Source organism: Echinicola strongylocentroti (assembly GCF_003260975.1).
Taxonomy (GTDB): domain Bacteria; phylum Bacteroidota; class Bacteroidia; order Cytophagales; family Cyclobacteriaceae; genus Echinicola; species Echinicola strongylocentroti.
The window spans coordinates 26,995-42,370 of the sequence record NZ_CP030041.1 but is presented as its reverse complement, the minus strand read 5'-3'; the positions used below and the strand labels follow the sequence as shown (position 1 = coordinate 42,370).

Annotated in this window: 9 protein-coding genes and 1 riboswitch; all 9 genes read right to left on the bottom strand. The window is 39.9% G+C overall.

The window, feature by feature from the left end; genetic code table 11:
• Positions 1-38: 38 nt before the first annotated feature.
• Positions 39-245 carry a sulfur carrier protein ThiS gene (thiS, locus tag DN752_RS00160; RefSeq protein WP_112782102.1) on the bottom strand — a complete coding sequence of 69 codons (207 nt, stop codon included), beginning with the start codon at positions 243-245 and terminating at the stop codon, positions 39-41.
• Positions 246-303: 58 nt separating this feature from the next.
• A riboswitch (TPP riboswitch) is annotated at positions 304-403 on the bottom strand.
• A gap of 541 nt (positions 404-944) precedes the next feature.
• On the bottom strand, positions 945-2,027 hold the full coding sequence (locus DN752_RS00155) for a 3-oxoacyl-ACP synthase III family protein (protein ID WP_112782101.1): 1,083 nt from the start codon (positions 2,025-2,027) through the stop codon (positions 945-947).
• A 181-nt stretch (positions 2,028-2,208) separates the two neighbouring features.
• Positions 2,209-5,148: a glycosyl hydrolase gene (locus DN752_RS00150; protein WP_112782100.1), complete on the bottom strand. Its 2,940-nt coding sequence runs from the start codon at positions 5,146-5,148 to the stop codon at positions 2,209-2,211.
• A gap of 19 nt (positions 5,149-5,167) precedes the next feature.
• Positions 5,168-6,832, bottom strand: coding sequence for a RagB/SusD family nutrient uptake outer membrane protein (locus tag DN752_RS00145; RefSeq protein WP_112782099.1), 1,665 nt, complete (start codon positions 6,830-6,832; stop codon positions 5,168-5,170).
• Positions 6,833-6,854: 22 nt separating this feature from the next.
• Entirely contained in the window at positions 6,855-10,298 is a 3,444-nt protein-coding gene (locus tag DN752_RS00140) for a SusC/RagA family TonB-linked outer membrane protein (protein ID WP_112782098.1), read from the bottom strand.
• A gap of 96 nt (positions 10,299-10,394) precedes the next feature.
• Positions 10,395-11,387 carry a FecR family protein gene (locus tag DN752_RS00135; RefSeq protein ID WP_162633054.1) on the bottom strand — a complete coding sequence of 331 codons (993 nt, stop codon included), beginning with the start codon at positions 11,385-11,387 and terminating at the stop codon, positions 10,395-10,397.
• A 270-nt stretch (positions 11,388-11,657) separates the two neighbouring features.
• Positions 11,658-12,245 (bottom strand): RNA polymerase sigma-70 factor, encoded by a 588-nt coding sequence (locus tag DN752_RS00130; RefSeq protein ID WP_245949402.1) that lies wholly within the window; start codon positions 12,243-12,245, stop codon positions 11,658-11,660.
• Positions 12,246-12,389: 144 nt separating this feature from the next.
• Positions 12,390-13,625, bottom strand: coding sequence for an alkaline phosphatase family protein (locus DN752_RS00125; protein ID WP_112782096.1), 1,236 nt, complete (start codon positions 13,623-13,625; stop codon positions 12,390-12,392).
• 526 nt (positions 13,626-14,151) lie between these two features.
• Positions 14,152-15,369, bottom strand: a complete 1,218-nt coding sequence (locus tag DN752_RS00120; protein WP_112782095.1) for a tetratricopeptide repeat protein — start codon at positions 15,367-15,369, stop codon at positions 14,152-14,154.
• Between the last annotated feature and the right edge of the window lie 7 nt (positions 15,370-15,376).

The following is a 15,376-nucleotide window of genomic DNA, read 5'->3' as shown; positions in this document are numbered from 1 at the left end:
AGACTGACAGCTGATAAGGGCTACCTTCGTATTTTCCCTCACCCGCCTTGGGTGGCTTTGATGATGAGGATTTGATCGTTTTCTGAGAGGTGGTAATTGTCCCAGTTGGATTTGGGGATGACTTGGTCATTGACGGCCACAGCCATGCCTCGACTGGCATCGATTTGTTGTTGTTGGAGCATTCCTGACAAAGACAATTCCCTTTCTGTAAGCACTATTGGCTCACCATTTAGGATAAAATTCATAAGAATTTCAATTTTTGTAAATGAATAAAAAAACTTCAGGAATGAAGATAATCGCTCGGAAGGACGCTTCACTTTTCCCTTCGCCCGCATTACCGGGATCAGGTTCGGAGGGTATGTCTCAGTCCCGATAGATCATCGGAACACCCCTAAAGTCTTGTACGTAGTTACAAAGTTAGTATGATAAGAGAATATCAAAAATTATTGGTGAATTTTATTTGGCTTGAATCCTCATTCCAATTTATAATTATGAGTCTCCGGAATCATACACGTAGCCAAACTTAATTGATATTGATAAATTGTTTTCCCGTTCTTTTCCATTGATGAAAAGAACCAAAAATCTAGTCCAGTGGTGAGATCTTTAAATTGGGTAGAACATGCTTTCCTGTGAGGGCAATACGGTACCCAATTTAATTTAAGAAAAATGCTCCGGCCTGAAAATGAATGGATCTCGCTGTTCCACGACGCGAGCTAATTCACTTTCTTAACGGCCTGCTCATTTTTCTTAAACCGGTCTCACCAAGGGACCTCCTTAACTTTCGAAATCATATTATATAATTATTCCACTACGTGCAAAATCACGGATAGTCATTTTTATAATTTACCAATATATGTACTATGAGGATACTGGCACTATTTTCCTGATTTATATTCCCTGCGCTGAATGTGTCAAATCAATCCCTGTAGGATATAAATGCCAGATTAAGGAAATCGATATAAGACCGCATTGACATTCATGCCGGCACCTACGGAGGCGAAGATCACATGGTCTCCAGAATTAATATGGTGTCGTTCTATCTCCCCACAGAGCAGCATATCCAATAAAATCGGTACAGTTGCCACAGAATTGTTGCCCAGTTTACTGATGGTAATGGGCATAATCTCTCTCGGATCTTCTTGCATACCATATAGCTTGAAGACCCGGTGGAGTATGGCATCATCCATTTTGGCATTTGCCTGATGGATAAGGACCTTTTTGATATCCCTGATGTCCAACCCTGCCTTATCTATGGTCGCCTTGACCAAACTTGGAACAGTATTCAAGGCATATTCGTACAGTTTACGCCCATTCATTTTCATGAACAAGGTATCATCTTTGTAATCTGGATTATAAGACAAGTCCATTCGTAACAGCATTGCTTCATTCAGGGTGTCTGTCCGGGTTTTATGGGTAAGTATCCCGACGGGTGAGTCAGATTCCTGTGACTGAAGGATAATGGCACCAGCTCCATCGGAATAGATCATGCTGTCTATGTCATGTGGATCGGAAACCCGACTTAGCGTTTCTGCGCCGATTACTAGGATGTTTTTTGCATCACCGGATTTGATATAGTAATCTCCTTGGATAAGCCCCTGTACCAAACCAGGGCAGCCAAAGGGAAGGTCATAAGCGATGCAGTCAGGGTTTTTGATTTGAAGCTTATATTTTACTCGGGATGCCAGACTGGGAACCATGTCCGATTTTTGGTTGTCTTTAAGGACATCACCAAAATTGTGGGCTACAATGATATAGTCCAATTTTTCTTTATCCAATAAGGCTGATTTCAATGCTTCTTCTGCAGCAAAAAATGCCATATCAGAAGTGACATAATCGTCCTCGATATATCTTCTTTCTGCTATTTCTGTTATTTCCTGAAATTTCCTTATAATCTCCTCATTGGTTTTTGCGAGCTTTTTTCCATCCGTATTATAAAATTGAGCGTTTAGAAAGTCCTTATTTTTAATCACCTTTGAAGGGATATACTTACCAGTTCCCTTGATGACAGAGTAGTATGTGTCGGGCATTTGAAATCTACTTAAAGTTACTATGATTGATAAACCTGTATTAGATAAAGGGGGAATTTAGTAAAAGCATTAATTGGAACAATAGACCATTACAAATTAATTCAGCACCCAACGTAAATTATATAGAACCATAATTTCTTAATTATACACTTATAAAATAAGCAACTTATAAGTCATACACCTACTCTTTTACAATCCTTACAGGGCCAAGCAGTCCTGATTTTTCCAATGGTATGGTTTCCCGTGGATTTCCCCTGTAGTCATTGATCAACATTATATTGGTGTTGGTATATGGATCGATGACTTCTTCCAATTCTTCTCCAGCCACCCTATTGAACCATGAGTTAACAACTTTTATTTCCAATGTATTCTTACCATTACGTATTGCATCGGTAATGTCGACCCTGAATGGTTTCGTCCATACTATGCCTTTATTTTTACCGTTCATGTTGATCTCAGCTATGCCTACATCTTTTACACTTCCTAACTCGAGATAATATCGTTCTTGTTTGAGTGGGATAAAATCCAGTTTAAACTCCTTTTTGTAAACGGCTGGTCCTGAGTAGTATTTGATTTTCTTGTTAGGGTGTTCAGACCAGTCTAGAAGAGTTGTGAACTCCACATTTCCTTCCCCCTTATATTTTGGATCAAAGTAAACATTCCAACTTCCCGTGATCGATTGTAGGATAGGAAAATCTGAATAGTTTCTATGTTCTTCGCCTTGTTTTATGGTGGTTTCTTTATTGAACACTACAAAAACAGCCCCATAAGGATCTAAGGTCAATGGGACAGTGGTGTGGTTATTGTTTTGCCGAAATGCTTTAGCCTCCATTATTTCACCCGAAATTGGATTCCAAATTTCTGGTTGTTTTCCTTTTACTCGAAATCGAGGTTTCAAAGAAATGCGTTGGGTAGTGGTGTTGGTCACAAAATAAATCTCCTTTTTATCCAACGTATAGTGGATATAATCAACATTGTTTTCATTGTACTTATCTACTCCGAAATCTTCAGTGATTCCCTTGCTACGTAAATAATCTTTTGCTGTCCATCCCCAGGCGAGGGTGCCATTTCCTACTTTCTTTTCCCCTTTTAAAGGGATGTTATCTCCCCAAATAGCAGAAACAATAGATTCAAAAGCCTCTTTTCCTTCTGTTCCACCAGTTAGACTAACCATTTTATCTGGTTTTTGGCTTATGATGGTAGCACCTTCCTCCAACAAGCTTTTAACTTTCATTAAATTTGACAAAGACAAAACTTTATGGTCTGGCAGAACTAACACTTTATAGGACAAGCCGCTAGGCACTACCACTTCTCCCTTATTCACCTTTAGTTTTAAGAAAATGGTTTCATCAGTAACATCGTAGTCATATCCAAACCTAGCGCCTGCTGGATCTGCACGTTTATAAGGAAATATATTAGGGATATGGTCGCCATAATAATAAAGGACATCAGCTACAAATTCACCGTCCTGCACCACCGACTGTATGCGATGCATATAATCAATAAATGCACTTGATTGGTCCCACCAAGTTATTTGCGGGTTGATATGGGTGCCAGCAAAATACTCCTGTCCTGGCATTCCCATGGATGAAGGAGAGCTTGTAAATGTATGAAAATAAACGCGGTTTAGGCCAGCACATATTGCTTGGTCAAAAGCTGATTTTTGATCATGCCAAAGTTCATCATTCCAGTGGGGACCAATAGTCGTGAATGATTCCGCTCCTACGATTTTCTTACCATAAATATGTGCAGCGGATGAGGCTTGTTTCACAAAAAACCTGTTGTTCTCCAATGGGCGATGAGGAGAAGGGGACCAAAATTCACACATTACAATATCACTGAATCCATAGTTTTTTATACCGTCCATTGGTCCTGCATGAGGACCAGCAGACTCAGGCTGAATGCCCATATCTATTTTGTGAGCACGCTTCTGAAATTCTGCGTAATGGTTGTTGGCCACTAAGTCAGCTATAGTTTTTCGGAAGTCAGCTAAAAATGATAAAGAAGTTTCCATATCTTCCACCACATAACCCGCTATGATGGGGAGATACCTGTCCAGACTATACCCTCGGTATGCTTTAAATTCTTGATCAAAATTAGTAGTCCAGTTCATTCCTCCGCATTCCCAGCTATCCGTTTCCATAAATTTCAGGGTTTTTCCTACATGTCCATCAGCGGCTTCCAATATGGGGTCTACCACGTCAGCCCAATAAAACCCAAAGGCTTCCTTGCTCATATAGTCCAACACATTTCCTTGCCATGCCCCACTGGAGGTGGATACCTCTGCATCTGTACACGTATACCCAATGCGTAGTATAACCCATTTACCTTCCGGGACCTTCCAATCCAAAAGACCATTAGGCTTCAATGTTCCCGAAATATTCCTTACCTCTTTCAATTTTACCTTGTATGGGATAGCCAAAGCAGAATCTCTGGGGTTTCTCATCGTATTATCCAGTAAGAACCTAGTATCTGGAGCAGACCCTCCCAGCTCGTGGACACCTAATTTATAATCCAAATCATAAATAGGCGATGCAGACTTGAAGTCCTCACTTATCGGAAATGCTAATATGGCAACGTCTTCATAAAAACCTTTTCGACTTTTTGGCTGCTTCAGCACCAGACTATCCTGGTCTGGGGAAACCACTAATTCTGAATAGGTAAGCTGTTTGGCAGAATACTGGGGAGTTACCCTAGGTCCACCCAAATTCCAGCCACTCTGTATGTTAAAACCAATAGTCAAGCCTAACCTTTCTGCTTCTTCCAAGGCAAAAACAAATAGGTCATTCCATTCATTTCCTCCAAATAATGGACCTGCAGGAATGTCCTTATTTCCTCTTTGGTTATGCCCTCCAGCATCAAAAATCATTGCACCTTGGAAGTTGCGGGATTTCATGGCTTCCAAATCCTTGGTAATAGCTTCCTTATCAACATTTCCATTGAGCCACCACCACCAACAGTTTACTCCATATTTAGTAGAAGGAGATTTGAAGGAATGAGTTAAGGTATCGGATTTTGCTAAATTTCTTCTATCATTTTGTTTGGTTCCATAGGCATATGCATGGAAAAAGACAAGATGTAGGATGAATAGCAGTAAAATTTTTTTTGAGAAAACTATCATATGTCTGACCTTGAATATTCTATCTTTCCCAACCGGGATTTTGTTCCATTTTCACATCTTTGTTCCTGTCAATTGTACTTTGTGGAATGGGCCACAAATTATAATCGAAGTTTAAAGAGTTTATCAATTCAGGATGCAATGTATATTCTCGAATGCGATCGACAGCCACTGACCCTCTCATTCTCAGCAGAGTATTCCATCTGCTTTCTTCAACGTATAGCTCTCTTGCTCTTTCGTCCAAAATCAAATCCAGGTCCACATCCTGTGGACTGACCAAAAACTCACATTGGGCACGAGACCTTATAAGGTTGATGTCCTCTGCTGCCTGTTGTAGCTCACCTTTTCTAAAATAGGCTTCAGCTCTGAGTAGAATGGTTTCAGGTAAGCGTATAGCATATTTATCACGAAAGATATTACTCCTGTTTTCACCTTGCTCTACTCCAATAAACTTGTCGGTGTTAAGCTTATAAAATATCGGAAATATCCATCCTCTTCCTTCATTTACTTCATCTATCACCTCTTGTGGAACCTGTTTTTGATAAAGATCAGGGTAGTTAGGATCGTTATAATAGATATCTCTACTAATGTTATGTTTTTTATTGCGCATATCTCCTGCGGAAATATTTTCCTCCCAAATGATGTCTTTTGTTAATGGTGAGGGAGCGTAGAAAGCCACTCCTCTACCCCCTGCGTCGGCTGCAACTCCATCAAATCCCTCAATAGCCCGATAAACAGGGCCGAAATTTCTGGGGTAGTCAAGATAAGATTGGTTATCTTCTGCGAGATAAGCATCGAAATCTACTTGAAATGTCCAAATACTTTCCAAATTACCATCTGTATAGTTTTGGTTGCCTACTCTAAATAAGTCCCACCATACATCTGCTCCACCTGTCACAGAATTCTCCTCTCCCATTCTGGCACCGAACCTGGATTTCATCAAACTGTATATTCCACCATCAATCACTTCTGAAGAATATTTAATGGATTGATCAAAAGCATCAGAACTATTGGTTTCTATGCCTAATGCAAGATAAAACTCACTCAAATAATGTTGTGCACACCCCTTTACTATTCTACCAGATTGTGGATTAGTTTCAGGTAAATCAGGTAGTACAGCCTCTAGTTCATTGATAGCAAATTGATACGTTTCTTCCACCGTACTTCTTGTATAATCAAAGCGTGGTTCTGTAACTAATTCTTCTACAATAGGTACACCTCCAAACAACTCACCTAACATACCATGGGCATAGGCCCGAAAAAACCTAGCTTGGGCAATGGTATACAGTCTTTCTTCTTCGGTGTTAAATGTTACCCCGTCTTGATTTGCTGCATCGAGGGCCGTATTTGAAAGGGCAATGAGCTCGTAGTAGAAATTATAGATAGTGCTGAATTCAGGGCTTTCTGCATTTATCCTACTGTAATCAGAAAAGGTTGTAGAAATCCTAAATTCAGGGACATCCATCACGTCAGTACCTACACCTTGCATTTGAGCGTTGAAAAACCTGAAATTTCGTAATCTGGAATACATCGATATGAGCACCTGGTCCACTTGGTCTCCTGAAGAAAATATATTATCAGTGGTATAAAAGGTTTTTGGATCTTCAGTTAAGAATGCTTCATCATCACAAGCGACAGTAACTATCATCACTGCCAATAGGAGAAATTTTATAGCTATGGTTTTCATAATTCTTTTCTTCTTTAATTGATTAAAAACTTACTTTTAACCCCATTGAAAAGGTTCTTGGTACTGGATAAAGACTGTCATCTGGTCTTTTTCCCGCTTCTGGATCTCCTCCTCCAAACCAATCGGTAAAGACGTGTAGGTTTTGAATACTTGAATAAAGCTCCAGTGAATTAATTCTGTACTTTTCGAGAATATTTCTAGGAACTCTATACGAAAGATTGACATCCTGTATTCGGACAAATCCACGTGACTGAAGGCCTAAATACCGGGTGCCTACATAGTCTGGTCGTAAATAGGTATTACTTTTATTTTCCGGTGTCCACCAGTCATGATCAATTTCATTGGTGTCAAATCTATCTCGGAAGGAATTATATCTGGGATTTTCTTTTAAATAGAAATTGTCCTCGCCACCACCAAATATACCTGTAACCATCACATATAGGCTGAAATTACTGTATTCGAAGGTATTGGATAGGCTTAATCGAAAATTCTCTTTTCTATAGCCCAAAATTTTTCTGTCATAATCAGCTGTGATGATGCCGTCAGGAATACCCTCTGGGCCACTGATATCTTGGAATTTGGGATCACCAGGAACGGCACCTACATTTTCGATGTACTCTGTGTCGTCTTCCTGAACCACACCGATAAAATCATAACCATAGATCGCACCAAGTGACTTCCCTATAAACAGGCCATTTGAAATATCATCATCTTCACTCCCGTCTCCATCAATGTCATCACCATAGAGACTGACTATTTTATTCCGGTTTTGCCAAAATATAAGGCCGGAAGACCATTTGAATTTTTCATTAGAGATGTTTATCGATTTTAAGTTAACTTCTACACCCCGGTTGTTGACTTGTCCAAGGCTGGATACAATAGACCCAAAACCTGTCATGATAGGGATTTGTCTTTGAAAAATTTGATCTGTTGTCTTTGAGTAGTAAAAATCCAATTCGAACAGCAAGCGATTGTCCAACCATTCTGATTGAAGGCCACCGTTGAATGAAGTAGTGGTTTCCCATCCCAAATTTGGGCTGGCCAGATTTGACTGAGCTATGCCATATAATATGGTCGAAGGCGCATCCCCAAATTCATAACGAATACCGCCATCACTACCACTGGCCACTCTAGCCAAAGAACCATATGGACTTATTCCCTGGTTACCGTTTCTGCCATACGATGCTTTTAGCTTAAGGTAGTCCAAGACCTTTGAACCCTTAAGGAAAGGTTCTTCGGATGCTGTCCACGCTACTCCTAAGGAAGGGAAATTCCCCCATTTATTACCTTGACCAAAGACAGAGGCTCCATCTCTCCTCAACGTAGCATTCAGGTGATATTTGTCTCTAAAAGCATAACCTAAACGACCTAAGTATCCAATATTCGCCCTCTCCACTATATCCAAATCTACTCTTTGGACGGTGGCTTTATGGATTCCGTTGACACCAAGCAAGGTGTTGCCGTTTGCAGAATAGTCACTGCCCATTGAGCTGTTAAGTTTACTGTGCGTAAAATCTCTAGTGGCAACCAATGTCAGGTCCAAATAATGATTGCCAATTTGTTTTTTATAGTTTATGATATTGTCAAGTACATAAGAATATCTCTTTGTATGGTTATTGTACCCATTTGCTTGAGGTAGACGCTGGGATAGCGCTGATGGTGTGTACCTGTCGATATATGGTTGTTCCAGTTGTTCTCCTACATAATAGTCTTCATAATAAAACCTGTCATTGATCTCAAGGTAGGAGTTGATTGAAAAGTTAAACCGATAGGTCAATCCTTCAATTTTAGGAACGCTCAAGACCCCGTATGTGGCTAACCTGAAAAAATGACGTACATCTACATCATCGATAGTTCCGTCGGTGCCCCACAGAGGATTTGGCAAAGAAGACCCTGTAGGATATCGCTCAAGTAGCGTCCCGGAAGCAGAGGCAACATTGTTTGGCATTTGGTCCCATCTATAGGGATACCCAAATGGAGATATTCCATATGCATTGCCTACACTGGCGCCGATATCGGAATAGTCATTTCTATTGTATGTGCCATCAACCCCGACTTCCAGCCAGTCAGTAATATTGGCATCCACCTTTGTCCTTATTGAAATCCTCTCGTAATTGTCGCCAATAATAGTTCCTTCGTTGTGATTGTATCCCCCAGATAAATAGTAATTAACGGATTCGGATCTACCTGAGACAGCCAATTGGTAATTTTGAAGGAAACCGTTCCTGGATATTAAATCCATCCAATTGGTATTTACTCCTTGTGCAAATAATTCTGTACGGGTTACATCATCAAAAATAATCTCATCGGGAGAATCAATAGAAGGGGTTTGTGCCACATATTTCTGCGTCCAACGATCCGTATCCATCATATTTGGAGGACTAGGCCATTGGTTGATTCCAACTGAGGTATTGAACCGTATCACCGGCTTATCGGTTTTGCCCTTTTTGGTGGTTATTGCAATTACGCCGTTCGCTGCTCGTGAACCATAAACTGCTGCTGAAGAGGCATCTTTCAAAACATCCATAGATGCGATATCATCTGGGCTGATATCCGCCAGATCTCCCAAATAGATGATTCCATCGACCACTATCAAAGGTGCATTGGATCCATTGATAGAATTCTGGCCCCTGACTAGGATATCTGGATTAGTGCCAGGAGATCTTTGGGCACCCACATTGACCCCTGGAACATTGCCGCGCAAAGCTTGAAGTGGATTGGTATTAGGTGATAATGATAATGGCGAGTCTTCCAGATCAATAGTATTCACAGCACCGGATATATCTTTTCTCCTTGCTGTACCATATCCTACCACAACTACTTCTTCTAGGGAAGAAAGATCTTCGGTAAGTGTCACCTCAATTGTGCTCTGGTTTCCTATTGTAATCTTTTGGCTTTCATATCCTAAAAATGATATGATGACCACATCTCCTTCGTTTACTTCAAGGGTGAAATTGCCATCCACATCAGTAACTGTTCCTGAAGTGGTGCCTTCTATTTGTACTGTTGCTCCAGGAATAGGAGCACCAATATCATCCAACACTCTTCCCGTTAATGTTGCCAATGCAATACGGATGGAGATCGGTGCAGAAGAATCTTTCGGTTTAGCTTTGCCGACATAGATGGAATTGTTAACCTGCTTAAATTTCAACCCCGCATTTTGTGCAATTTCAACCAAGATATCATTTACTGATCGGTGACCACCAGAAATTTGAATAGGATGTTCGTCTAGGTTAAGTTTTTGAGGATATACAAAATAATACGCTGTTTTGCTTTCCAAATGCTTGAAAAAACCTCCAACCATCCATTTCCTTTCTTCGACATCAACAAATGTCTTGTCGATAGATTTGATTTGAGTGCTTATTTCATTTGCGGTTAAACTTGAAAGACAAATTATCTGCATGGCAAATGCATACAATAAGTTTCTAGAAACCGTTCTGATTAGGTAGGGTATTTTTTTTTTCATAATCTAGTGGGTTATATAGTTAATTGACTGCTGCAAAATGGCAGGACAAAGGTGCATTTTCGGTGATAATTTACTCTTGATTATATCTCATATGCTTTATTGGTTGATGAGTACTTCTTTATTTTCTATCATAAATTTGAAATCAAGGGAAAAGGATAAGCCTGTAAGAATGCTTTTTAGGTTTTCATTATCAAAAGTTCCGGATACCCTCAGAGATTCATCTAGTTCTTTAACGGTAATATGGACACCGTACCATTTTTCCAGCAGTAAGAATATTTCTTTAAGTGTTTTGTTTTCAAAAGAGATTTTGCCCTCTTTCCATGATGTCACTTTACTTTTGTCAAAAACACCAATAGTGATTTTCTGGTTGGATGATGGATGGATCTTTGCATTTTGACCAGGAGATAAGGTGACGTTACCTTTTTGTGAAGCCACCTTTACCATGCCCTCAGTTAAAGAAACTTCCAGCTTTTCTGCTCTGGAAAAAACATTAAAAGCTGTACCCAAGGCTGTAGTGGTCAATTTACCTGATCTGACCTTAAATGGTTTTAGAGGGTTACTTGCTACTTCAAAATAGGCTTCCCCCTCTAGACCTAGCACCCTATCTTTCCGACCAAAATCTTTTGGAATAGTCAAGATAGAATTGGAATTAAGGATGACTGTGGAATTATCTGGGAGGGTTATAGCTAGTTTTTCTCCTGGTCCCGTGGATTTTACAATATTCGATATTGCATGCTGCTCTACTGTATCGGTTTTAGAGGGACCTACCACTTCCTTATAAAGAAAAAATGCACTTAAGATGAATAGGAAAGAAGCAGCTACAGCTTTAGTTATATGCCAAATAGACCTGTTTTTGGTGGATAATTTCTGTTTGTCAATTTGACCATGGATTTTGTTTAAAATATGAAGGTGAGGCTCTCCTTTTTTATCTATTTTCTCATTGTTTTCTTCGAAAAAAAGCCAATCCTCTTTTAAAATCCTTTTTAGTTCTTTGTCTGAATCTGTCCTAGATAGCCATCTATGAATTTTGACCCGATCCGTATCGGTTAACTTGTCATTTAAAAGTTTATGTATGAAAGATTTATTCACTGTGCGATATGTGTATGTCCTTATTATCAATACACATAAGTCGACAGGTTTACTTAAACCAAAGAGCGAAAATTTTTAACCCGGTTTATGCATTAGGAATCATTATCTTATATATCGTGGAATTTGGTATGGCTAGATGGAGGTGTTGAGCTAGGCTTTCAGCCTGAGTGGGGGCAATGTTCTTTTGGACACTTTCCCTATTGTGCCTAATGTGCTTGTCAAACAAATTAGCTACTTTACGGTAATTTATCGAGGCCTTGTAATCCGGGTTTAAACCAATAGACTTATCAGTAAAGATAAACTGACTGTTGGATCTTTTACCAGTTGTTTTTTCAGGTATTTGGTAGCCAAGTAGATGTGATGTTCGATAGTTCTTTTTGATAAATTTAGCTTCGTTGCTATTTGATCATTGGACATTCCTTCTAGTCTACTAAGTTTAAACACCCTCTGTTGGACTTCAGGAAGATCCTCTATCAATCCCATGGCGGTGTTTTCAAGTTCTTGATAAACTAAGTTATAAATTGCTTTACTTTCGGTGAGAACAGCTTCTTCTGGTACTTCATCTAGCCTCAAGTTTCTATGTCGGTTCCGAATACGGTTTAAAATTGAATTTCTTACAGAAATAAAAAGGTAAGATTTAAAATTCTTGGAAGAGTCTAACTGCTTCCGATTTTCCCATATTTTTATAAAAGTCTCTTGGACAATTTCCTCTGCTTCAGTAAAATCCTTAAGATAAGACTGCGCAAAAGACAATAGGTGATTCACATAGCGAAAATACAATTCATTGAAAGCAGTAAGGTCTCCTTGTCTGAGAGCGACAATCAAATCACTTTCTGCACAATCAATTAATGATCTCATCAGTAATCTAGGCTTTTATGGATAAGTGGTTGTAATTAATTCTAAAATATACTTAACTTTTATGAGAAAACATGTAATATAAGTATTGTTATTTAGGCAATATAGCAAAAGTAAATAACACAAGGTAAAGATATGACTTGGGTATTATTTTAAAATATCTGACAAAACCGTAACTTCCCCATCAACCTCCCTTGGAATGGGAAGCCCTAATAACTCACAAAGCAATGGATATACATGAATATTTTCAAAAGAGTCAATGGTTAGACCGGGTTTAATGCTTGGTCCATTGGCATAAAAAATGGCATGCATATCTTTCCATTGGGGATCATAACCGTGCTCTCCAAAGGTTTTGGTGTCAAACATTGCTGCTCGATTTTGGTATTTGATAAAGCCTGATGTAGCGACTAGGTAATAACCGGGGTCAGGAATCAACAGTAAATCCCCCACCCTAGTAGAATAACTGATGTTTTCACCATAATACGGTTTGGATTGTGGATCCACCACCTTAAAATGCTCTTCGAGCTTTTGGAGTGAATTTTTGATACTGTACTTTTCATTGGGATGGTTGAGATGGAGATGGGCCAGCGCCCCATCGTTATAGTAGTCCAGAGGGAAAGGTTCCAGAAGTTTTTCCAAATCTATCAACCGGTCTTGGGTCACATTGGCCATACCATGGTCTGATACCATAATTATATTCACCGGAAGTCCAGACTGCCTTACTCCTTCGAAGAGCTCTCCCAGTTCAGCGTCTAATCTAAGAATGGTTTCACGAAGCTTTTGGTCATTGTCTGGGCCATATTTATGCCCTGTATCATCCATATCCGAAAAGTAAAGCGTGATCAGACGAGGCCGACTTGCTGACGGTAATGCCAGCCATTCCAGGACCTTATCCACCCTCTCCGAATTGGCAACGGTGCCGTCATAATCGTAATAGTAACTGGGCCTTACCCCTTGGATAGCAGCTTCAGACCCGACGAAAAAATAGCTTGCCGCTTTTACATCGTTTTGCTCTGCCAGTACCCAGATGGGAGTGCCTCCATACCAACTGCCATCTTGCACCACCGAACGGTCACTGATCCGGTACATTTTTTCCTTTTCAGGGCTATAGAAGGTATTGTCTACTAATCCATGGTTGCCAGGTTTCATTCCCGTCGCAATGGTATAATGATTAGGAAAAGTCTTGGAAGGAAAGGAAGGGATCATCGATGCGGCAGCCGTTCCTTGCGCAATGAATTGTTCGATATGGGGTGGATGAAACCTTTCCGTGTAATCATACCGGTATCCATCCAAGGAAATTAGCAAAACATACTGTTCTTGCACTTGGGCCATTGCTTGAATAATGGTGGTTATCGAAATGATAGCAGTAAATAAAAATCTCATTGGCATTTTTAATACATGTTGTTCAAAAATAACCCTTTAGAAAGGATTTTAGGTCAAGGCAATGTTAAATTATCTATGGACCTGTCCCTTTCCAACCAGGTTTATGCATGGGGAGTCGTTATCGCCTGTCCCTACTAACCTCAGTTCGATTATGAAACCGTCACTGCGAGGCTTAGAGGGGGCTCTGAGCGGGTGGAAGCCGTGGCAGTCTCAGTATTTCGGGATTGCCACACCCTTTTCCAACCCACATCCTCCTAAAAAGGGTTCGCAATGACGCTTTTAATACTAAAATTAAGTCGAGCTCAGGTTACTAGGCTAAGGATGTTACGCCCAGGGCTTTTTTATGCTACTTGTCTTTTTCAATTTAAGCAAAAAATCAGCTCAAATCACAATCATCTGCGTCATCAGCGTTCCATCAGCCCCCAGCTTTTCCGCTTGATTCATTACAAATCCAGAACAGCAAAACTGCATAAAAAAAGGTTGCCAATGTTAATTGACAACCTTTTCTTAAAGAGAAATGTTATAATTAATTCCCCCCTTCTAGCCAGTTAGGGCCTAGAAGTTCTTGGAGTTTCTTATCGTATTCAGCAGCTTTATCTTCATTTTTCAGACGGGTATGGATCTGAAAAAGAATTTGCATGATTTCTGTATTTTCAGGCTTAAGTTCATGTGCCTTCTCGAAAAGCGGCATCGCTTCTTTATACAGATCATCCGCCTCTGCAAGCATACTGTCTGATTTTGCTTCCCACTCATCATCAGGAAGGTTATTCACTTCGTTGATTACTTCTCTGGCTTGGTCTATATAAACTGCGCCTGCATAGTAATTACCTTCGAAGAAATCAGGATCTATCTCTACTGTTTTCAAATATTCTTCCAGCGCACCATCAAGGTCACCAGATTGTTCTTTAAGGTAACCATACCTTAAACGGATAGGCGCATTATTTGGATCTTCTTCCAGTGATTGCTTAATGGATGCCATGGCCTCGTCCATTTTCTCCAACTGTAGCAACAGCTGAATTTCAAACTCAGAAAGACCTTTATCGTTAGGATATTCTTCACGTGCTTCTTTTACCAGACGGTAAGCTTCTTCTTGATCATCCTCCTGCTGGTTGGCGATTTGGATGAGGAAGTAGTAGGCATTTAATTTATTATACTCTGGCACGTCCAGTAACATGGTCAGGTACTTCTTGGCTGCATCATAATCTTCTGCCATATTAGCAGTATATCCTGCATTGAACACAATGGAAGTATCTTTAGGATCGATATCAGCAGCAATAGCAAAGAACTTGGATGCCATTGCATTATCTTCTTTTTCATATTTACTGATAGCTTTATCCACTGAAGCAGTTTTCAGTTTGAAGATTCCTTCGCCCTGAAGGTTTTCAGGAATACCAGGAACTACTTCTTTATAAATTTCCTTACCGATTTTACTGGTAGAATCATTTCCATCCATCTCCAAGGATTTTCTGAAAGCGTCAAGGGCACTTCTTCCTTTGTCCACTGTAGCCTCAGTATTGGAGGAATCGGCTCCAAATTGGATGGTAAGAATTTTACCTTTGATTAAAAACGTTTCTGGGTCAGCACCAGTTTCTGGATCCTGCGTCGCTGCTTCAATGTCAGTTAATGCCTCTGAAATATTTCCCTTTCTCAGGTTCTTCTCAGCTGATCTAACAACCTTTTTTTGGCCAAAGGCAACTGTTGAAGCCACACCGACCAAAGCCAATGATAAAATTAATTTCTTCATTTTTGTT